The sequence below is a fragment of the Bacillus sp. AFS002410 genome (assembly GCF_002556365.1).
In the GTDB taxonomy this organism is placed as follows: domain Bacteria; phylum Bacillota; class Bacilli; order Bacillales; family Bacillaceae_G; genus Gottfriedia.
Genome location: NZ_NUEU01000009.1, coordinates 280,529 through 302,828, shown reverse-complemented (window position 1 = coordinate 302,828; position 22,300 = coordinate 280,529). Strand labels below are relative to the sequence as shown.

The 22,300-nt window shown below is 32.4% G+C and carries 16 protein-coding genes; 15 read left to right on the top strand and 1 reads right to left on the bottom strand.

Features of this window, described 5'->3' with window-relative positions:
* The first annotated feature begins 38 nt into the window (after nt 1–38).
* The 6 genes from CN692_RS09110 to CN692_RS09085 all read left to right on the top strand — a co-directional run bounded on the left by CN692_RS09110 (nt 39) and on the right by CN692_RS09085 (nt 9,821).
* Nucleotides 39–1,685 (top strand): outer membrane protein assembly factor BamB family protein, encoded by a 1,647-nt coding sequence (locus tag CN692_RS09110; RefSeq protein ID WP_098118837.1) that lies wholly within the window; start codon nt 39–41, stop codon nt 1,683–1,685.
* A gap of 226 nt (nt 1,686–1,911) precedes the next feature.
* The gene (locus CN692_RS09105) at nt 1,912–2,493 is read left to right on the top strand and encodes a YARHG domain-containing protein (protein WP_257143997.1); all 582 of its coding nucleotides are present in this window, start codon (nt 1,912–1,914) and stop codon (nt 2,491–2,493) included.
* A 495-nt stretch (nt 2,494–2,988) separates the two neighbouring features.
* The gene (locus CN692_RS09100; protein WP_098118836.1) at nt 2,989–4,287 is read left to right on the top strand and encodes a TcaA 3rd/4th domain-containing protein; all 1,299 of its coding nucleotides are present in this window, start codon (nt 2,989–2,991) and stop codon (nt 4,285–4,287) included.
* Nucleotides 4,288–4,742: 455 nt separating this feature from the next.
* Nucleotides 4,743–5,345: a lysozyme family protein gene (locus CN692_RS09095; protein ID WP_098118835.1), complete on the top strand. Its 603-nt coding sequence runs from the start codon at nt 4,743–4,745 to the stop codon at nt 5,343–5,345.
* A 287-nt stretch (nt 5,346–5,632) separates the two neighbouring features.
* Complete coding sequence (locus CN692_RS09090; protein WP_098118834.1) at nt 5,633–8,065, top strand: SH3 domain-containing protein; 2,433 nt, start codon at nt 5,633–5,635, stop codon at nt 8,063–8,065.
* 133 nt (nt 8,066–8,198) lie between these two features.
* On the top strand, nt 8,199–9,821 hold the full coding sequence (locus tag CN692_RS09085) for an Ig-like domain-containing protein (RefSeq protein WP_098118833.1): 1,623 nt from the start codon (nt 8,199–8,201) through the stop codon (nt 9,819–9,821).
* 500 nt (nt 9,822–10,321) lie between these two features.
* On the opposite strand, the gene CN692_RS09080 is transcribed toward CN692_RS09085, so the two are convergent.
* A complete protein-coding gene (locus CN692_RS09080) occupies nt 10,322–10,978 on the bottom strand; it encodes a sugar transferase (protein ID WP_098118832.1) in 657 nt (218 codons plus the stop codon).
* Nucleotides 10,979–12,188: 1,210 nt separating this feature from the next.
* Here CN692_RS09080 and CN692_RS09075 point away from each other — a divergent pair.
* From CN692_RS09075 to CN692_RS09035, 9 genes are all read left to right on the top strand, one after another.
* Nucleotides 12,189–12,809, top strand: coding sequence for a YigZ family protein (locus CN692_RS09075; RefSeq protein ID WP_098118831.1), 621 nt, complete (start codon nt 12,189–12,191; stop codon nt 12,807–12,809).
* A gap of 86 nt (nt 12,810–12,895) precedes the next feature.
* On the top strand, nt 12,896–13,942 hold the full coding sequence (locus CN692_RS09070; RefSeq protein ID WP_098118830.1) for an LCP family protein: 1,047 nt from the start codon (nt 12,896–12,898) through the stop codon (nt 13,940–13,942).
* A gap of 291 nt (nt 13,943–14,233) precedes the next feature.
* Complete coding sequence (locus tag CN692_RS09065; RefSeq protein WP_098118829.1) at nt 14,234–15,403, top strand: sensor histidine kinase; 1,170 nt, start codon at nt 14,234–14,236, stop codon at nt 15,401–15,403.
* A 171-nt stretch (nt 15,404–15,574) separates the two neighbouring features.
* On the top strand, nt 15,575–16,252 hold the full coding sequence (locus CN692_RS09060) for a response regulator (RefSeq protein ID WP_098118828.1): 678 nt from the start codon (nt 15,575–15,577) through the stop codon (nt 16,250–16,252).
* Between the two features lie 295 nt (nt 16,253–16,547).
* A complete protein-coding gene (locus CN692_RS09055; RefSeq protein ID WP_098118827.1) occupies nt 16,548–17,390 on the top strand; it encodes a DegV family protein in 843 nt (280 codons plus the stop codon).
* 497 nt (nt 17,391–17,887) lie between these two features.
* Nucleotides 17,888–19,021: a DEAD/DEAH box helicase gene (locus CN692_RS09050; RefSeq protein WP_179874399.1), complete on the top strand. Its 1,134-nt coding sequence runs from the start codon at nt 17,888–17,890 to the stop codon at nt 19,019–19,021.
* Nucleotides 19,022–19,101: 80 nt separating this feature from the next.
* Nucleotides 19,102–19,698, top strand: a complete 597-nt coding sequence (locus CN692_RS09045; protein WP_098118825.1) for a ComF family protein — start codon at nt 19,102–19,104, stop codon at nt 19,696–19,698.
* Nucleotides 19,699–19,853: 155 nt separating this feature from the next.
* Nucleotides 19,854–20,114 carry a flagellar biosynthesis anti-sigma factor FlgM gene (gene flgM / locus CN692_RS09040; RefSeq protein ID WP_098118824.1) on the top strand — a complete coding sequence of 87 codons (261 nt, stop codon included), beginning with the start codon at nt 19,854–19,856 and terminating at the stop codon, nt 20,112–20,114.
* A gap of 364 nt (nt 20,115–20,478) precedes the next feature.
* Complete coding sequence (locus CN692_RS09035; RefSeq protein ID WP_098118823.1) at nt 20,479–22,299, top strand: APC family permease; 1,821 nt, start codon at nt 20,479–20,481, stop codon at nt 22,297–22,299.
* The last annotated feature ends 1 nt before the right edge of the window (nt 22,300 follow it).

Sequence of the window (22,300 nt, the reverse complement as noted above, 5' to 3'; positions counted from 1 at the left end):
TATAAATAGTTTACTAAGATATGAGGGAGAGGGCTTAATTGAAGACAAGGATCGGTGTAATCTTTTCTGCTGCAATTCTATTAGCTGGTATATTTAGTTCACCATCGTTGAAACATAAGGACTCTGAACAGAAGCTAAGGTTATTAAAATCTAATGAAGTAATAGCTGCAACAAATCAACAGATTAGTGACCAAGCACTTCAAAAAACTGCAACAAATCAATTAAATAAATGGGAACCACTGCAACTGAACCCACTTACTAGCAGTAAAAATTTATCTTATAGTTTCAGTAATAAAACAAAAGTTTTTACTAAGCCTTTTCCAGAGCAGTATCAAGCTGTTAATGGAATACTTAGCTTTCGAGGTGGACCGTTCCGAAATAATGCTTCAATGGGAACGACGGTAGTTTCAAAACAAAAGTTAGTAAAAGGCTGGTCTTTTCAAACATCGTCCTCATCTGGGTGGGGTGGGGGATCAGGATGGACGGGTCAACCTAGTGTAATAGAATGGAAGCCACAAGAACAAAAAATTATGAACTTATATTCTCAATATAAAACAAAGAAAAACTTTAAAGAAGTAGTTTACGGTTCCTTAGATGGAAGGGTTTATTTTTTAGACTTGGCTACAGGAAAGCAAACAAGAAAGCCAATAAATATTCAAAATCCAATTAAGGGCAGTGTAGCTCTAGACCCACGAGGCTATCCCCTTTTATATGTAGGTCAAGGCATTCCTCAAACTGGAAAAATAGGAATGAGAATCTTTAGTTTAATTGATGGTTCTCAATTGGCATTTATTCCGGGAATTGATTCATACTCTTACCGAGGGTGGGGCGCTTTTGATGGCTCTGCATTATTTAATCGAAATGACGATGCAATGTTAGTTGGAGGAGAAAACGGATTAGTTTATTTCATAAAACTAAATACAAAATATGATCCAAAGGCTAAAAAGATAAAAATTTCACCAGCGATTTCAAAATATCGTTATAAACTTAAAAATAATTCTTATCAAGGTATTGAAAATTCAGTAGCGGTATTTAAAAATATAGCTTATTTTGCTGATAATGGTGGTGGCATCCAAGCGTTAGATATAATAAAGAAAAAACCTATATGGGCAAATAATGCTTATGATGATACTGATGCTTCAATTGTTATTGAGAATTCTAATGGTACGCCGTTTTTATATACTGGTTCTGAAATCGATAAGCAAGGTACAAAAGGCTACGCCCGTTTGCAAAAGTTAAATGGTTTGACCGGAAAAGTAGTTTGGGAGAAAAAGATACCAGGTTATTCAATAAAGGGTGATCACCCCGTTAACGGTGGATTACTTGCAACTCCAATTGTTGGAACTGGATCATTAAAAGGGCAAGTAATTTTTAATATTTCAAGATATAAAACAATTAGTGGTGGGCTTCTAATTAGTTATGATACCGCTACGGGTAAAGAGAAATGGCGTCTAGAATTACCAAACTACGGATGGTCATCAACAGTAGCAGTATATACAAAGGATAAAAAGGCCTATTTAATTCAAGGTGACTCGGTTGGAAACTTGTACTTAATCAATGGTAGTGGAAAAATAGTAAATAAGGTTAATTTAGGTGCCAATATTGAAGCATCACCAATTGTAGTCGGACAACAAGTCATTGTTGGAACAAGAGGCGGTAAATATATTAGTGTAAATATACAATAACTATAGTAGAATTTTATTATCCCTAATTCCATTTGAGGAGCTAGGGGTTTTTTAATTGGATAATAATATAATTTTTAAGAGCTTAAATTCAATACCTTAATTTAACGGTCTTTTCAATTGTATTAATTACATATTAAACTTCTATTAAAATAATTGGTTTTTAGCAAATAGGTTAGATAATATGATGAACCTACTATTTTATACTGTATTAGAGGAGTGAAAAGGTTTGGCTTATGAGACGGAAAACAAAGTTGAAAGTCGATCAGAACATCGAAAAGTTAAAAATAACGAAAAAAAGGTAGATGGAAATAATCGTTATTTTCCATTAATGTTTCTAATAGCTGGAGTGCTAGTAATCGTAGCCACAGCAATTTTTTATGTTTATCCGAAAATAATGAATGAAGGAAATATGCATCCGAATAATGAAGCTACAAGAGCTGTAGCCAATAAAGAGACGAAAAAAGTTACAAAGAAAGAAAAGAAAACTGAAACAAAATCTGTGGATGTTGCTAAAAAAACTGCTTCTAAAAAAACAAACGCAGCTAAAGATGAGAATAAATTAAAAGGTTATATTATTCCAGATAGCAATCTTAGAAAATTAACAAATGAAGATTTAAGTAAATTAACTTCAAGTGAGTTACGATTAGCGAGAAATGAAATTTATGCAAGACATGGTTTTGTATTTCAATCGAGTGACTTGACGATTTATTTCACTTCAAAATCATGGTATAGTCCTAATCCAGCATATAATGGTGCTCTAAGTGATGTGGAAAAGTATAATTTAAATTTAATTAAATCGAAAGAATAGTTATAGATTTGTTTGAGCGAAAACTAATTTCTTGGCTATAACTCTAAATTAATACAATATTCTTATGGGGTGGATTAAAGAATGGCAGGACCAAAGGGAAAATCACTAAAGATTTTCCAGGCAGTTTTTGTCTATTCTTTTAATCCATCCCTTTTTACTCTTTTTCCTCCTTGTGAAGTTTCAAAAGGTAGAGTACCTCCCCCTTTAGTTTCAACAATATAAAATAAAGCGTTTCTTTCGGTTAATGACCTCAAAATGAAAGCCTCAATGTCTGATTGCTATAAGTTTATTAAGTAAATATGATGATTGTAAGGATAAATAAAGCAAGTTAGTTTAATCTAAGATTGGAACTGTCATAAAAATTTCTTTTTACCGAGTAAATAAAAAATAGTATGATAGAATTTAGTTTATTTATTTTCTAAAATAGTACGACAATTTAAAAAATCAAAAGCCAAAAACATATAAAATGAAAGTTTAAGGGGAAGTTAACAATAAATGAAAACTCAATTGAGGGAAAAAAATTCTTTATCAAGAGCAGGTATACGATCAATGAGAAACAAACGAATACCTAATATTAAAAGAAAATGGCTGTTTATTTTATTACCCATTATCGCTATAGTAATTACACATTTGACTTTTAGTTACTTAAATTCACCTAACAGATTAGTAAAGTCTTTTGAAAAAGCAGTGTCTGATAATAACTATAAAGAAGTTACTCATTTGTTACAAAAAGGTGGTACTACAGCATCTTTGGATGAAGATTCAGTGATTGCATTTATGGATTACATGAATAGCACTGATTTAGTAGATGAAGTCGGTGATATGGTACAGAAAAATAAAGTCATTAACAGCCAATTAGTAGATGATCGTGGTAACCACGTGATTTCAATTAAAAAAGGTAGTAAATTTTTAGGCATTTACCAAACGTATTCAATAAAAGTCGAACCATTTGAATTAGAGGTTTCTTCACCTATAGATGAAGTCGAGTTAAAGTTAGTTAATCAAGATTCAAAGTTGAAAATAGGTCAATACGAAAAAACATATCGTAATATTTTACCTGGAAAATATACATTAGCTGTTTCTTATAAAGGTTCATATAGTGATGTCAAGGATTCGGTCGATCTAGATTTTTCAGCCGCTACCAAGAATAAATTGACTCAAGAATTAACTTTTAATGTTAGTTATGTGCAAATTTATTCAAATGAACCAGATGCTGAATTATTTGTAAATGGAAAAGATACAGGGGAAAAAATTAGTGATTTAGAACAAGTTGGTCCGTTTTTATTAAATGGTCAAACGGTCGTTCACGCTGAAGTTGAAAAGGATGGCAAAGTATATAAAACTGATGATATCCCGGTAACCGGTAAATTTGTAGATTTACTGTTCGATACGTCAATTGAAAATCCTGATCAGACAGATGAAAAGGATGGTTTCTTTGCAGGTCTTAAACGGTTCTTTGACAAATATTTACCAAGTCCAAAGCCTTCATCTGACTTAGAAGAAATACAATTAATCAACGGATTATTTAATCAAAATGGCCAAGCCTTTTTAGAATCAAAGGAATACCAAGATAAAATTAAGAAGAAGGATACTACTCAAAAGCTTGTTAGCTTTGCAATGAAAAATTCAAAACAAGATGATTCAGGTATGATCATTACGACAAATGAAACATATGAGATAACAGATAAACATGGTGAAGCTAAAAAGAAATCTTTCGAAATTACTTATCATTTCTCAAGGGAAAATGATGAGTTGAAAATGGACAGTATCGTAAAAATAAAAGAAATAAAGTAGGAAATTTTGAAAGAGTCCAAAACTAACCTGGACTCTCAGACTGTTGACAAACGCTCGCTTTCTTCGTTGCTTCACCTGTCTGCGGTGCTCATTACCGCCTAGGGTAACTCCGCTCCTCACCAGGCTTCGCGCCTCGAAAGACAAGCGCTTGCAATCAGTCTGAAATCAAGTTTTTTGTATCTTGTCTAGATATTGAAAAAGAGTCCAAAACTAACCTGGACTCTTTTTTGATATGTTAAATTGTTTAGGTGAAAATTTGCTTTATCAGTTCATATTTACTAACTTTAAGTAGTAGTTAGATACGAAAATTATTAAGCTTTGATTATAAAAATTATTTCTTTTTTCACATTTTAATGTCAAATATATGTAGTTTTATGACATTGCTTTTTTAAATATGAATATTCGATATAATGGATTAAGGCAGAAATGTTAGGAGGTAATGAAAAAGAATAGAAATGTTGAAATTTATTAAAAGACTTCTTTTATTTACACTTCTTATGGCAGTTGTAGGTTTATTTGCCATATATCGCTACTATTTCCAGGGCGTTTTGAAGTATGAATCTCAAGTTTATACCGAATTGAAGACCGCTAATCTAGAAGAATACACTCCCCTACTTCTAGGACTAATGATGCAGGAAACAAAGGGGAAGGGTAAAGATCCAATGCAGGCTTCAGAATCACTTGGACTTGCTAAGGATAGTATTCAAGATACTTCGAAGAGTGTTCAACAAGGAGTAGCTCATTTTAAAGACGTATATTCCTACGGTAAGAAGCAAGGTGTTGATTTAGCCACTATAATTCAAAGTTATAATATGGGGATTGCTTATATTAACTTTGTAAAAATGCATGGTGGTAAACATACTAAGCAACTTGCTAAAACTTACTCTCTATCGATGGTGGATACGAATCCCGAGCTTTATACATGTAACAATAATAAGAAAAATTTTAGATATCCATATTGTTATGGTGATTTCACATATAGTGAAAAGGTAATGAAGAAAGCAAAGTATTTCGAGATTTTAGTGCCACTAAAACATAATATAGTAGGAAATCCATAGTCCATAAAGAAGAGATAAATTTCTTCTTTATGGACTTTTTAACTTTTTTTTTAGAAATGTGTCAATTCAATTACAAAATAGTTTTCGTTTCGATAAAACAAAACAATTTCCTATTATTACCGATATAATTCTTGTAAAAACAATTCAAATTTTTACATTTTTTGACTTATAATTAAGTTTAGTGTTTCTTTTTTGTTAAATTTTTTTGAAATTATTACTTTTATTTTACTAGATTAAGAAACTTATAATGTTATTTAATGGAAAAAGTGGAGAGGGAAGTTAGCTAAATGAAAAAAATGGGAAGAGCAATTTTGGTATCAACGGGTATTTTAGTTGGAACCACCAGTATTTCCTGTCCTAATATTGGCATGGAAGTATCAAAAGCGAGTGCAGCAGTCGTAAATATTAAAACGAAATATCAAACAACTGCAAATCTTAATTTGAGACAGGGTGCAGGTACAACTTATAAAACACTTTTGACGATTCCAAAAGGAAAAATAATTACAGCTACACAAAGAAATGGTAATTGGTACAAAGTGACTTATAGCTCAAAAACTGGCTGGGTAAGTGGTACTTATTTAAAAGAATATTATAAATACAATGCTCAAAGTACTGCTTATTATTTTACAAATAAAACTACCAAGCTATATCCAACAGCTGATACAAAAAAGGCAGCAGTATACACTGTAGTTGCTAACAATGGATTTAGCAGTTCTCAAAACGTAGTTAACAGTGTCGGTAAAACTTGGTTCCGCGTCAGTTATAATGGTAAAACATTATATGTAAATAGTGCAGATGTTACAAAAAGCGTAGTTGCCACGTTTGCTCAAACAAAATATAAGGCAATTAAGAGTACAAGTTTGTATCAAACATATGGTATTTCATCTAAAGTTTTAACAAGTATTCCAAGTGGTACGATCATTTCATCAACTAAGCGAATTGGTAATTGGTATTACGTTACTCTTAATGGAAAAACGGGTTATGTTTACATTAATAATTTTTCAAAGGTCAATGAGATAAAATACGAAACGACAAGTACTGCATATTATTTTACAAAATCGGTTACGAATTTATACGCAACTCCAGATCCTGCAAAACCTGTAGTTGCAACAGTAAATGGAGACAATGGTTTTGCTTCGACTCAAAAAGCAACAGATGTAGCAGGCAAGATATGGTACCGAGTTAATTACAATGGACAAAACCTTTACGTTAAGAGCGAAGATGTAACTGCAAGTAGCTTCACGACATTTACTGCAACGAATTATAAAGCGCTTAACTCAACTTATCTGTTTGAATCATTCGGGGATGCTTCTAAACAAGTTACTCAAATACCAAAGGATACAGTTATTTCAATAAATAAAAAAATTGGCAATTGGTATAGTGTAACTTATAAAGGTACGCCTGGATATGTAAAAGTAACTGATTTTGGTAAATATGAGACCCCTTTAGTTGATGATACTAATAAAGTAACAGTGACTGATATAACGGATACGACTTATATTACGACATCGGATTTGAATTTACGCCAAACGTATGATGCTTCATCTTCATTGCTTACGGTTGTACCGGTTAACATCGTTTTAATCGCAACTGATAAAGCGTCAAACAATTGGTACAAGGTTAGCTATAATGGTAAAACAGGATACGTCTCTGGTTCATATATCGAGCAAGTAAAAACAGGAGACCCAATGACATCAAGAGATAGCTATCAATTTATCGATCTGCGTACACCATCGCCTGTCACAGCAGCACAAATCAATAATTATGTTGCTAGTAATGTGAAAAGTGGTGCTAAAAGTATTCTGACTGGACAAGGGCAGTTATTTGTAGATGCTGGAAAAAAATATGGTGTAAATGCACTTTATTTAGCAGCTCATGCTATACATGAAAGTGGTTTTGGTACTTCTCAAATTTCATTAGGAAAAAATAATCTATTTGGTTTTGGTTCATATGATATAACTCCATTCGTGGCATCATATAAATTTATGAGTGTACAAGAAAATGTAGAGTATATTGCTCGATCAATTAAATCGACATACTTAAATCCAACTAACTGGAAGTATAATGGACCGTATCTTGGTTTTAGTACGAAGGATATGAGTAATAAAAGGATTGATGCGGCAAGCGAAGGGATGAATTTCTATTATGCAACTGATCCAAACTGGGGTAAATTGATTGCACAGCATATGCAAAAAATACTTCCGTTTGATAAAGCATACTATGATAAAGCTCAGCCAAATACTGTGATTCCTGGAAACCCACCTACTCCGGTTGGAAGCGATGTATTCCCAGTTAATATCCAAGCAGTTGCAAAAGGAAACATTGATCTATACAATGCAAAGGGGGATGCGACTAAAGTAAAATCAATTACTGCAGGAACAGCTTTCCTTTTACTTGAAAAAACAAATGATTATTGGGTGAAATTATCGATAGATGGAAACGTTTATTGGACAAGCAGTATCAAGTTTAATACTTATACTCAAACCTTATCTGTTAAAAATTTAGGGAGAATAACAGGTGATGTAAACATTCGCTCATCTGCAACAACAGCCGAAAACAATATAATTGCGGTATTACCCCTTAATAAATACGTAAGTATCGTTACAAATACTGATGGAACTTTAACAATGGATAGCACAAAAAAATGGTATAAAATCCAATTAGAAAACGGTAGCTATGGTTGGGTTTCTTCAAGTTATGTGAAACAAGAATTAAAATAATCAGAAGTGGCTTAGTTTTCTAAGTCACTTTTTTTTACTAGTTTCATTAATTAGCAATTTAAAAGAATAATATGATTGTATGTTACAATGATAGATAGAAAATTATTTATGAGGATTGGGGAGGAGTTAAATTTTGAAATCAACGATATTAAAAGTCGGTTTATTGACGTCGCTTTCCATAGGTTTACTCGGCGGGAAAGTATCAGCGGCAACGGACTGGTCAGCGAAATGCGGCGATATTAAACAAAAAGTAAATCCATCTAATCAACAAATTAATTGTCTATTAACAAATGCTGCATTAAATAAGAATATTCCACCTGAAGTTGTAAAATCAATCGCAATGCAAGAGTCTTCTTGGAAACAATTTGACGATAAAGGTGAACCAATTGTTACTTCAGATAATGGAATCGGTATTATGCAGGTGACTGATTCTGTTGGTGATCCTGAAAGATTAAAAAGTGACATTGTTTATAATATCGAAACTGGTGTTAATATTTTAGATCAGAAGTACGGGTTATCGGCACTTCCGAAGATAAAGGATGCCGGAAGAGGAATAATTGAAAATTGGTATTTTCCTGTTATGGCCTATAACGGTACGATGCCTGTAAATAGTCCTATTAAACGGAATGATGGCTCAAGAAATCTGGATACTTATCAAGATGAAGTATTTAAAATTATCGAAGAACAAAGCTTTTTAAGTAGTACAAAGCTTGCTCAATTTCCATTTGCATATGATGATTTTACTTATGATTCTAATTCAAGTGTGAGTATTAAGTTTAATAAATTAGTATATGTAATATCAAATGGATTGCATGAGTCTCCGTATTTCTTGAAAAAAGGTGACATCGTCAAAGTAACGATAGAAGGTGCAAGATTAAGGACTCAACCAAATACTTCATCGTCTAGTACGGCTCAATCTTTAAATAAAGAGTTTGTTATAAATGGAGATTTTCAATACACAGAACCTAATAGCAGTTCAAATCATTTTGTATGGTTCCCGGTTAAATCAACCGATGGAAAAACAACAGGCTATATTTCTTCTGCATATATTGCTAAAAAAAATATAGCTCCAATTGTCATTGGTGTGAAAAATAATATTGCTTACAATAAAGATGTAAAAATTACATTTAATGAAGGAATAGCAACATTAAATAGCGCTGGATTTAAGAATGGTCAAACAGTTAGTAAAGAAGGCAAATATACTTTAGTTGTGAAGGATGAAGAAAGTAATACAACAACGATCAACTTTACAATTGATAAAACAAAACCTTCAACACCTTCAATGAATACGATCACTGATCATTCAACTACTATAACTGGGACAGCAGAAGCTGGTTCTACAGTTAGACTATATATTAGTGGCAAGTATCAAAAAAGCACAACAGCTGCTTCGAATAAAAGCTACAAATTTACAATATCAAAGCAAAAAAGTGGAGCTACAGTTATTGTAACTGCTACTGATAAGGCTGGAAATGTAAGTGCGAATAAGTCGTTAAAAGTGTTAGATAAAACAGCTCCAGCTGTGCCGACGGTTAATAAGGTAACAACTAAATCAAGAACTGTGACTGGTAGTGCTGAGAAATATGCAACAGTAAAGATTTACAGAGGTAGTACTTTAATCGGTCACGCTACAGTTAATTCTAGTGGTAGATTTTCTGTGTCGATAAAAGCACAAAGTGCGAATACTAGTTTAAAAGTTTATGCTGTTGATAAGTCGGGAAATAAGAGTGTGCGTACAATTAAAGTTGTAAAATGATCATAATAACGAGGATGTTCCAAAGTAATTTTTTGGGAGCATCCTTTTTTTACTGATAATTTATAATTGCCCTACTTATCAACATATAGAAGTTTTAAAATGTTGAAAATTTATTCTAATATGTGGATAACTTGTGAGTAAAATTCAATCTTATCGACAAGAAGATTTTTCATTTTAGAAGAATTTTGTCGTATCCTCATATTTCTTTGTATTAGTTGTTAATTTATAAACAATTGATATGTGGATAAGTATAGAAGGTTATCCACAAATTGTTAATAAGTTTTTGAAAATGTGGGTAATTTTCGAAATTTAAAATATTTTGTACATTAATAGGGGATAAATTTGCAACTGGAAGAAAAATTCGACATAGTTTCGCCTTTAGGGCTTTTGCGTATTTTCTGAAGAAAATTAAACGGCCTTTCCTCAATTGAGAAAAGGCCGTAGTTTAATTTCTTCGATTTTTTTCGTTCAAGTAGTACTTTGGACTTGTCTTATATTATTTAACGAGCACCTTCACCAGTTAAGACAACTTTTATTGTTTTAAACATTATTCGAATGTCTAATACAATTGACTGATGTTCAATATAATGTAAATCCAAAACTAATTTTTCTTTAGGTGATAATTCATATCCACCATTCACTTGTGCCCAACCAGTTAATCCAGGTTTCACGGTTAATCGATTAGTAAAGCCTGGTACTTCATGATTAAATTTTACTAAAAAAAATGCTCTTTCTGGTCTCGGTCCAACGAGGCTCATATCACCACGTAGTACATTGACGAACTGTGGCAATTCATCGATACGAGTTTTTCGCAGGAAGTGACCAAGCTTTGTAATTCGAGGATCATCTGTACTAGCCCATTGTGGTCCATTTACCTCTGCATCCATACGCATTGTTCTTAACTTGTATATATTAAAAATTTTACCGTTTAATCCAACTCGTTCCTGTATAAAAAGAGCTGGTCCAGGAGAATCAATTTTAATTAATGCAATAAAGAACAAAACAAATGGTAAAGAAATGACAAATGCGAACAACGCAAAGACTATGTCCATCGTTCTTTTTATAAATGAATAAAAAATACTTTTCTTTTTTAATGACTCAAATTGTTGAATAGAATATCGGCTTTCAACCTTTTGTTGAGTATTCTGTAAGGCCATTTAAACACCCCAGTTTATAATTTAGGCCCATTCTTGCAAGTGCATTGCAACATGTCCTAATGTATAACGTTTACGTTTTATAACATCATAACAATTATAAATGTTCATAGAAAAAAATCAAATTAATTTTATGTTACAAGCTTATTACTGTACATAAAAAGGGTACCTTACACTTATAGTGTGTACAAGAATGATTTATTAATCGGAATTACATTAATTAGTAAATAATCAACTCCAGGTCGACTTTTTAGGTATTATTATTTTAGCATAAAGTCAGTAGAAAAATACCTCGTTTTGAAAAGCACTTTTTCAAAATAATTTTAAAATTAATTTAGTGTGTTTGTACTTTATATAATTTATGTACTTCTCCAATTGCAAAACTTTCTCCTTCCTGATTAACATCAACTCCCTTACCATATTTGTTTAAGCTTTTCGTACTTTATAGAGACATTTGTTTTGCAGCAGATCTTTTCTAATGATAGCTAAATTGGATTATTGGGTTTTAGTAAATATTCTAAGTGGAGTGACGCTTCTTAATGGAAGGGATGCAAAAATTTTTTAAACTTACCGCTCACCTTCAAGTACATTTTTAATTACCGGCATTATTAAGCTTATTACTGCTTAGTAAAGATGATTCTTATATTTTTCTCATCAATTAGTATTAACTTCTTCTTTAGAAAAAACAGTAGTGTATTTAAACAAAAAAGCTAAATGACTCAAATATGGAGTAAAGTAAATTTTAAAAAACAGTTGGTGTTTGGACTGCTCATACGGTGAAGTGGAATTTTTTATTTAATTGTTTTCTATTATGTTCTTTTATGCGGAAATTTCTTGATGCAATCGTTTGTTTAAATCAATGATTTTTATAGAGGGTTTGTACTTGCTACTTGGATGTGTAGTAAATATCAAAATTAAGTTAAATTTGAAGTGAATCGAATGATTTCATTAAATTAGTGTAAAAGCGATCAAGTTAAAGTGATGAAAATTTAAAAAGATTAGCAGAGCTTTCTTCAATTTCTTTTGGACTATTCTTAATATCCATCATAGGTGTAAATATATCCTTATTATTAATGTTACTGCATCTAAACTTGTCAGTAAATACTTACTTTTGAAGAATATTAGTGTTTTTTAAGGATTGGAATGAATAATTGTAGTAATATATGGAAGTGAGTCGAAATTTTAATAGTTTAGTCGAAAGGTTAGGTGTTAAATGCTAGCGAGTTATTTCACTGTTCGTGGCTATGGCAGTCATGAGATTGAGATCGAAAAATCGAAATTTATTTGTTATATAAAAGAAGCAAAAACTGAAGGCGATGCGCAACAATTCATTTCTGAAATTAAAAAAAAGCATTTTGATGCTTCTCATAATTGCTCTGCTTATTTAATCGGTGAAAATGATGAAATCCAAAAGGCTAATGATGACGGTGAACCGAGTGGTACTGCTGGAGTACCAATGCTAGAGGTTTTAAAAAAGCGAGGATTAAAAGATACGGTTGTTGTAGTTACAAGATACTTTGGTGGAAAAAAACTTGGTGCAGGTGGGCTAATTCGCGCTTATGGACAAGCAGTTAGTGAAGGTTTAAATGCTGTTGGGATTGTTGAACGTTCTTTAGTTAAAGTAATGAATATAAAAATTAATTACAAATTATTAGGTAAAGTTGAGTTCGCATTACGTAATTCGCATTATCATTTAGAAAATGTTATCCATTTAGATGAAGTAAGCTTTGAACTTTGGATAAAAGTTAATGAAGTTGACAGTTTCAAAAGCTGGATAATTGAGTTAACAAATGGAAGTTGCCAGATAAATGAAAGTATTGTTAAATACATGTAGTAGTCAAGCTGTTTGAAATTGTAAAATTTTTGACTAATTTTATATAGAAAAATCATACTAACTTTAAAGGAGGTCTCTTCGAACATATGAATCAGAAACAGAATCAGGATCATTCTCGAAAAATGGCCAAGAAAAGAAAAAAGAAAAAGAGAAGTGTTATTGGTAGAGTATTATTACTAGTGATAATAATTGCCTTAATTTTTGTAGGATATAAAGGTGTTAGAACATATCTTGAATTAAATAAAGCAACAAAAGGTGAGGATATTTCGTCAAATCTAAGAAATGAAAAAGTTGCAATTTCGAAAGATCCAATTTCTATTCTCTTCTTAGGGATTGAAAACTATGCGACTGGTGGTAAAGGCGGACGAACTGACTCGATGATTTTGGCTACCTTTAATCCGAAAAAAGAAACAATAAAAACAATGAGTATTCCTCGTGATACATATGTAGATATTCCAGGTCACGCAGAAAAAACTAAAATAAATCATGCATACGCATATGGTGGTTTACAATTAACAGTTGATACTGTTGAAAATTTCTTAAATGTACCAATTGATTACTACGTTACAGTGGATTTTAATGGCTTTAAAAATATTGTTGATGCAGTTGGTGGAATTGATGTTGATGTACCATTTGACTTCTGGGAAAATACTGATACCCACCCAAGGAAAAAGGTTTACTTTACAAAAGGTATGATGCATTTAAATGGCCAACAGGCATTAGCGTATGCGCGTATGCGTAAACGTGATCCAAGAGGTGATTTTGGACGTGAAGAAAGACAGCAACAAGTAATTAAGTCGATATTAGCTGAAATTAAATCACCGGAAACAATTATGAAGATGGATGAATATGCGAAGGTATTTAGTAAAAACGTTAGCACGAATATGAAATTGAGTGGCGGTATTTCGCTTGCGAAGCATTTACCAAACATCTCTCCAACTGATTTAGAAACATTAAAATTAGAAGGTCATGATGCTACAATCAACAAGATTTACTACTATGTTCCTGAAGAACAAAGTGTACAAGATATTTCTAGCAAGTTCCGTGTACACCTAGGTTTAGATAAACCACCTGCAAAGGGTACGTCTAATCCGGATCAAGGATCTGGAAATGAGAATAGTACCAGTCAATAAATAGTCAAAAAGCTGATTCTTTTAGAGGAATCAGCTTTTTTTTTGGGTCTAACGTAATATACTTGTAATACTTGTTAACATTGTGTTAATGATGTCATATAACGGTATGTATTTTTTAAAATTTATAATAAAATAACAATAAATGCCGGTGTTATTAGTATAGAATCGGAAAATATAAAAATTTTTGCTTATTTTAAATTTTTGTACAATTATAATCCTAATTACATTATAATATTAAATATACATAAAATAATTAGTCATATAGTAATAGGCTAATGGAGGAAAAGGTGAATGACAGCTAGGAAAATGGACAATCAGACACTAGACGAAATAATGGATAATATGCTCTCTTCTGTTATAGATAGTAAGTCCCACGTGTTCGGAATTGTTGAAGATACTCGCTCTGAATATGAGAATTTAAGAGTAGAGCTTGAAGAAGTAAAAGTTCAAGTAGTAGAGAAGATTGAAAATACAGCTAGATTAGATTTATTAGCGAGAACGGCAAAACAAAGGTTAACGGAAGTAGATCAAAACTACATGAAGTATACTAATTCCGAAATAAAGGCTGCATATTATATAGCCCAAAATATACAGGAAGATTTTCTTCTTTCATTAAAAGAAGAAAAAGTTCTAATCCATAAAAGAAAAGAATTAGAATGTAAACTTCAGACTTTGCTTGAAAAACTGCAAAGAGCCGAATTAATCATTTCCCGTATTTCAATTGTTTTAAACTATCTTAATACAGACTTTGAGCAAGTTAGTCATTTACTTGAGGATACAAAACAGAGGCAACAATTCGGATTGCAAGTATTGCATGCTAAGGAAGAAGAACGTTTAAAATTATCCCGCGAAATTCATGATGGGCCTGCTCAAACGTTAGCGAGTATATTAATGCGTTCAGATTTTTTAATTAAAACTTATCGTCAAAGACCGCAAGAAGATGCTAGGAAAGAACTTAGTGATATGAAGGAACAGGTCCGCAATGCACTAGGGGAAGTAAGAAGGATTATTTATGATTTACGTCCGATGGCATTAGAAGATTTGGGTCTAGTTTCAGCACTAAATAAATATTTTAAGTCGCTTGAGTATCATAACCATATTGAAATAAAATTTGAGAATTATGGGTACGAGAATAGAAGTTTAAATTCAAAAATAGAAGTTGCTATTTTTAGATTGATTCAAGAGGCAGTTCAAAATGCTTGTAAGCATGCCAATCCTTCAACGATTTTTGTCAAAATAGAATTTTTTAGAAATAAAATTAATCTCTTGATTAAGGATGACGGAGTAGGATTTCCTGTTGAATTAAGGCAAAGTGAAAATTCATTTGGATTAACAGGTATGAAAGAGCGTGTTGAATTGTTAAATGGTCATTTCAAAATCGAATCAATCATAAATGTTGGTACAACTATTCAAATAGATTTAGAAATAAAAACTGAGAATGAAGTAGAATTGGAAATATAAAAACAAACGTCTGAAAATTTTAAAAAATAAAATTTTGTTTCATGTTTTTGGATAATTACGTCGAAATTATCAATAAATTATGCTAAAATATACTATAATTTAGAAAAAAATACCAATTTCTACAAATTTCGATAGATAGGCAAACTAGAATAATGGCAGAGGAGTAATGGAATGAAAACTAGAATTGCAATTGTAGATGATCATAAACTGTTTCGAGAAGGAATTAAGAGAATCCTAGATTTTGAAGAAAGTTTTGATGTTGTTGCTGAAGGTTCAGACGGTACAGAAGTTGTGGGTATCATGGATCAACATCAAGTAGATGTATTAATTGTCGATATCAACATGCCAAATATGAACGGAGTAACGGCTACAAAGGCACTGCTAGAAAAATATCCTGATGCTAAAGTTATCATTTTGTCTATTCACGATGATGAATCATATGTAACTCATGTTCTAAAAGTAGGAGCAAGAGGCTATTTATTAAAAGAAATGGACTCAGATACTTTGATTGAAGCAATTAAGGTAGTCACAAAAGGCGGATGCTATTTACATCCTAAGATTACTCATAATCTAGTAGAAGAATTTAGACGATTATCATTAAAAGAACAATTATTTAAATCTCGCGAAGTAGAAGTGCGTCGTCCGCTACATTTACTGACAAGAAGAGAATGTGAAGTACTCCAAATGTTAGCAGACGGCAAAAGTAACCGTGCAATTGGTGAAGCGCTTTTCATTAGTGAAAAAACTGTAAAAAATCATGTAAGTAATATTTTACAAAAACTAGAAGTAAATGACCGTACTCATGCTGTTGTAACGGCTATACGTAATGCTTGGGTAGAAGTGAAATAATCTGAAAAAATAGAGTATCAATATGATACTCTATTTTTATTTTTTGGCAGAATGAGGGGCGCACTAAGACCACATCTTTCAGTTAGAAATCGTTTGGAAAGAAGCCTTAATTACTCGGTTATGCTTTTCAACGCATAGGCTTTTAAGTATAATAGTTCTTTCTAACTCTAAAGGAATTGTCGAATTGCCTCAGAGTATAGAGAATAAAATTCAATGATTTTACTAAGTTTGTTGTGTAAAATTAAATTATTAAATACATAGTTAAACGTTACTATTTGTAAGAAAGGATATGACAATGAGAACTGCAATTGTTACAGACAGTACATCCTATATCGTTCAGGAATTAAGGGATTCTTTAGATATACATATGCTGCCACTTAATGTAATTTTCGGAGATGCATCCTATCAAGAGGAAATTGAAATAACAGCTGAACAATTTTTTATTAAGGTTCGAGAACAAAAGGACCTACCAAAAACATCACAGCCTGCTTATGGCACGATTATTGATAAATTTGAACAGTTAGCAAAGGAATATGACGCAGTAGTTGCGATCACATTATCATCTGGAATAAGTGGAACATATCAAAGTATGGTTACAGCTGGATCAATGTTTGATAACTTAGAGGTAGTAGCATATGATTCAGAAATTAGCTGTATGGTCCAAGGATATTATGTTATTGAAGCTGCGAAAATGGCCAAAGATGGTGCAAGACCTTCTGAAATCGTCGCTCGTTTAGACGAAATAAAAAAATCAGCAAATGCCTACTTCATGGTTTATGATCTAGATCACCTACAACGCGGTGGAAGACTATCAAGTGCACAAGCATTTGTAGGAAGTTTACTACAAGTAAAACCAATCCTAACATTCGTAGACAAAAAGATCGTAGCTTTTGAAAAAATAAGAACTGAAAAAAAAGCAATGAAGCGAATTACAGACTTATTCGGTGAAGTTGCATCAAAAGGTGAAAAAATGAAGGCAGTTGTTATTCACTCCAACCGTGAAGAAGATGCCAAAAAATTAGCCCAACAACTCGGAGAAGCATATCCGAATGCTGAAATGGAAATTTCATATTTTGGCCCAGTCATAGGAACGCATCTCGGTGATGGTGCTTTAGGATTGGGTTGGTATATTGTTTGAGTAGAAGCTCCTTTGATTAGGGGCTTTTTTTATTGGTGAGAGTATGGAAGAAAGTGTTTATAAAGACACAAATTATCTGATTTTCTGACATAAAGTTTTAAAGTGTTATATGCGCGATGAAGGAACTTTGTCGTTACAATTATCTTAAGTCGTCACTTGCTACTTCGATTAATTCAGTGAAGTAATTAATTGATGAATATAATGATGAAAAGGATATAAGATGCCTATAAACATGGGGGTCTTTTTGTTTTTTCTCCAAAAAATCATTTAAAGAAAGTAGGTAAAAAATGGACGAATTCTTAGGTAGAAAACACCAACTCAGTCCCACATTTAGCCCTCAAGATCTCCCTCCAACAAGTCAAATCATTCAAGCAGTTCAAAAAGTCAAAACACGTTATCAATGTTTTCGTTGTGGTAATCAAGACCAACATTTTTTTGCTACTCATTTTTGTTATAAATGTTCTTCGCAATGTACGTATTGTCGAAAGTGTATCATTATGGGGAAAATGTCAACTTGTACAAAGCTTGTTATAAATGAAGCTGATATGAAATTAGATCGTTCAATAGCTGGACTTGAGTGGACTGGAAAGCTTTCGCCTCAACAAGAGAAAGCTTCTCTGAAGGTTGTTGAAACTGTAAATGAAAATCAAAGTCTGCTTCTCTGGGCAGTATGTGGTGCAGGAAAAACTGAAATGTTATTTGACGGAATTGATGCTGCACTACAGCAAGGTAAATTCGTTTGTATTACGACTCCAAGAGTAGATGTTGTTTTAGAATTAGCTAATCGTTTTCGGCAAGCATTCCCTACTATTTCAATTGCAGTACTTTATGGTGATAGTGAAGAAGTATGGGACGGTAATAGAATAACAATTTGTACAGTTCATCAGTTAGTGAAATTTAGGCATGCTTTCCATCTTCTAATTATTGATGAAGTCGATGCTTTTCCTTATAATATTGAAACGCATTTGCACTGGGTTGCAAGTGAAGCAAGAACAATGATAGGTTCAACAGTACAATTGACTGCCACCCCGTCAACAACTCTACAACAGTTAGCGCTAAAAAATAGAATTAAAAACGTTATGGTCCCCGCTAGATACCATAGACAACCTCTGCCTGTGCCAGACTTCGAATGGATTGGTAATTGGCGTAAAGTAATCCACAAATCAAAAAAACTCCCAAAACCACTAGAGAAATGGCTAAAAAAAATTCTACTAGAAGACTGTCCAATCTTTCTATTTATCCCGACGATTAGTGAATGTATTTATATAGAAGAAGCTGTTAAAAAGATATCTAATAAAACTGCATCAGTCCATAGTAAAGACCAATCTAGACATGAAAAAGTTCGTGCATTCCGAAATGGAGAAATTCAAATCTTTATAACAACGACTATTTTAGAGCGAGGTGTCACGATATCAAATAGTCAAATTGCAGTACTAGGTGCTGATGAAGTGGTTTTTTCTGAAAGTGCACTCGTTCAAATTGCAGGTAGAGCGGGAAGACATATTGATTATGCTACCGGAGAGGTACTTTTTTTTCATAATGGCATTAGTGAGGAAATGGTTAGAGCTAAAAAGCAAATCCTTCTAATGAATGAATTAGGACTGAAGAGAGGATGGCTAGATAAAAAATGATCTGTATATATTGCGGAGGTCGGTTTATTGAGAATTTTACATTGCACAAACTGTTCTTTGAAAAAAAGGATATCGTATGTTTGCAATGTAAAGGGCTGTTTATAAAAATTATTGATCCAGTTTGTGAAATTTGTTGTGGCCATGTATTAGAGAATCAAAAGCTTTGTAAAAATTGTTTAGAATATAAGGAGCAAAATCCGAATCAACCTCTGATTATAAATAAATCAATATTTCATTATACAAATGAAATAAAAGAGTGGTTAACTTATTTTAAATTTTGTGGTGATGTAAAATTAGCATCATTATTTGCTGAAGATTTGAAAGAATACTATGAAAATTCTTTTGGAAATTATAAAATAGTGCCTGTCCCGTTAAGTAATGAGAGATTAAACGAAAGAGGTTTTAATCAAGTAGAAGAGCTTGCGCGTTATGCCGGGTTAAGTTTAACCAAATGTTTAAAACGAATTCATACAGAAAGGCAAAGTAAGTTAAACCGAAATGAAAGGCTAAACCGAGATCAAATATTTTCATTTAGTGGGGAGATGAAGATCGATAATGAATCGGTAATAATACTTGATGATGTATATACAACAGGAAAAACCGTGCGAGATGCTGCAACAATTTTGTTAGAAAATGGTGCTGCTGAGGTATATTCGCTAACATTAATTCGTGCATAAATGTTAGTGTATTGTCATGTGTAAAATGAATTAATTTTACTACTAATTTTGCCGATATAAATTATGTGCACTGAATATAATAGAAAGAAAAAACTAGAAATAGAGCAAAATGCCTATTGTAGAGGTAATAAGCGATTAACGATGAGGTGAGAGAAATGAAGGGTAATCCATCTGATGAAGATCGATTTCATTTAGATCAAAACAACATAGAAAAAATCGCAGAGGATAAACAAGAGAATAGAGAAGAAAGAATAGAAATCTCCCCTCAGGCTATGGAAAATCAAAATGCCGATGAGATAATCACGAAACGCAATGATCGTATAGAGCAATTAAAAAAGCAAATCGAAGAAGGAACCTACAAAGTACAAGCTATGGATGTTGCTGAAAAAATGCTTAAGTACTTTCATAAAAAATAAGATCTAAAGTCGGTGTTAAGTGGTGAGGAGTTCAGTATTAATTTCTATTAAAGAACTATAGATTACATAAAAGATAATTGGGCTTGGCAGAGAACTGCCAGGTCTTTTTTGTGCTAAGTCAATTTCGCCAAAATATAATAATTTAGACTAAGTAAATCGAATTTCAATAGTGGAATTATGTTTTTATAGGGACTTAATTTTTTGTAGTATTTTAATTTGAATTAGAGGAAAGTTAATATTAATTATTTTGATAAAAACTTAATAAATTCTTGGAAAGATTTTCATAATATATCACACAATTTTTTCTAATAATGTGATAAACTCAAATGGTTTAGTTTTTAACTTTTTTTGTAGAGGTGTACATATGTTATCGATATTAAAACGATACTTGATTGGTAAACCACTTAAGTCGACAGAATTAAGTGAACAAAGGTTATCGAATACGAAGGCATTAGCAATCCTTTCATCAGATGCACTATCTTCAGTAGCATACGGTCCTGAACAAATTTTGATCGTATTAACTACTGTAGGGGCAGTAGCATATTGGTATTCGGTTCCGATTGGTATAGGTGTTTTGGTTTTATTATTAGCATTAATATTATCTTATCGCCAAATTATTTTTAGTTATCCACATGGTGGTGGCGCTTATGTCGTTTCTAAGCAAAACCTCGGCGTCGTTCCAGGTTTAGTTGCAGGTGGTTCCTTACTTGTTGACTATATTTTGACAGTAGCAGTTAGTGTTTCAGCGGGAACGGACGCGATTACATCCGCCTTTCCGATTTTGCATTCTCACACAGTTTTTATTGCTGTTATTTTGGTTATGTGTATTACGATTTTAAACTTACGTGGATTAACTGAATCTGCTTCAATTTTGGCATATCCAGTTTATTTATTTGTTGTAGCACTTGTTATTATCATTATCGTAGGTTTGTATAACGTCTTTACAGGTCATGCACCACAAACAGATCATGCGGCTATCGGTACGGTTGTTCCGGGAATCTCGCTCTTTATTCTTTTAAAAGCATTTTCATCTGGTTGCTCAGCTTTAACTGGTGTAGAAGCAATATCGAACGCAATTCCTAACTTTAAGGTTCCTTCTGATAAAAACGCAGCAAAAACATTATTAATGATGGGGTCAATTTTAGCTGTACTTTTTTCAGGAATCATGTTTTTAGCATACTGGTATGGAATTGTACCAAATGCTGAAGAAACTGTAATGTCTCAATTAGGGTCCGATATTTTCGGAAGAAATATAATCTATTTCTTTGTACAAGGTACAACTGCTTTAATTCTTGTTTTAGCAGCAAATACTGGATTCTCGGCTTTCCCATTACTTGCATATAACTTAGCAAGTGATAAATTTATGCCAAGAATGTATCTACTTCGAGGAGATCGTTTAGGTTATTCAAATGGTATTATTACACTTGGCGTTGCTTCAATATTATTAATTATTGCGTTCCAAGGTAAAACAGAAGCGTTAATTCCACTATATGCTGTTGGTGTATTCGTACCGTTTACACTATCTCAAACGGGTATGGTTGTTAAATGGATTAAGCAAAAGCCACCGGGTTGGTTCCCAAAATTAATCGCAAACTTTGTAGGGGCATTTATTTCTGCAACAGTTTCAATTATTTTCTTAACGACAAAGCTAAACCAAGTTTGGTCAATCTTTATTTTCTTACCTTTGATTGTTATTCTTTTCTTGAGAATACGTAAGCATTATGAAGCAGTAGGTGACCAATTAAGATTAAATAATGATATTCCTGAAAAAATAAGTGGAAATATCATGGTCGTTCCTGTTGCAGGAATTACAAAAGTAGTTGAACGGACAATGCAATACGCTCAAGGTATTGCCGATGAAGTCTATGCTGTTTATATCTCTTTTGATAAGGAAAGTGAAGATCAAATGAGAGAAAAGTGGAAAGCATGGAATCCGAATGTAAACCTAATTGTCGTCCATTCGGAGTATCGAGAAATTACTAGACCACTTCTAAAAGTAATTGATGAAATGGAAGCTAAAGCTCATGAGCAAGGCTTTGAAATTACAGTCTTAATTCCACAGTTTATTACGAAGAAAAACTGGCATAATATTCTACACAACCAATCAAGTTTATTATTACGTGCGTATTTACTTCATAAACGAAGCGTTATAGTAACTACTGTACCTTTCAGATTTAAAGTGTAGT

Excerpts from the sequence above, each read along its gene's own strand:
- CN692_RS09050 (WP_179874399.1), top strand. The coding sequence starts at position 17,888 with ATGGGGAAAATGTCAACTTGTACAAAGCTTGTTATAAATGAAGCTGAT.
- CN692_RS09065 (WP_098118829.1), top strand. The coding sequence starts at position 14,234 with ATGACAGCTAGGAAAATGGACAATCAGACACTAGACGAAATAATGGAT.
- CN692_RS09095 (WP_098118835.1), top strand. The coding sequence starts at position 4,743 with ATGTTGAAATTTATTAAAAGACTTCTTTTATTTACACTTCTTATGGCA.
- CN692_RS09070 (WP_098118830.1), top strand. The coding sequence starts at position 12,896 with ATGAATCAGAAACAGAATCAGGATCATTCTCGAAAAATGGCCAAGAAA.
- flgM (WP_098118824.1), top strand. The coding sequence starts at position 19,854 with ATGAAGGGTAATCCATCTGATGAAGATCGATTTCATTTAGATCAAAAC.
- CN692_RS09100 (WP_098118836.1), top strand. The coding sequence starts at position 2,989 with ATGAAAACTCAATTGAGGGAAAAAAATTCTTTATCAAGAGCAGGTATA.
- CN692_RS09075 (WP_098118831.1), top strand. The coding sequence starts at position 12,189 with ATGCTAGCGAGTTATTTCACTGTTCGTGGCTATGGCAGTCATGAGATT.
- CN692_RS09035 (WP_098118823.1), top strand. The coding sequence starts at position 20,479 with ATGTTATCGATATTAAAACGATACTTGATTGGTAAACCACTTAAGTCG.
- CN692_RS09090 (WP_098118834.1), top strand. The coding sequence starts at position 5,633 with ATGAAAAAAATGGGAAGAGCAATTTTGGTATCAACGGGTATTTTAGTT.
- CN692_RS09080 (WP_098118832.1), bottom strand. The coding sequence starts at position 10,978 with ATGGCCTTACAGAATACTCAACAAAAGGTTGAAAGCCGATATTCTATT.
- CN692_RS09060 (WP_098118828.1), top strand. The coding sequence starts at position 15,575 with ATGAAAACTAGAATTGCAATTGTAGATGATCATAAACTGTTTCGAGAA.
- CN692_RS09055 (WP_098118827.1), top strand. The coding sequence starts at position 16,548 with ATGAGAACTGCAATTGTTACAGACAGTACATCCTATATCGTTCAGGAA.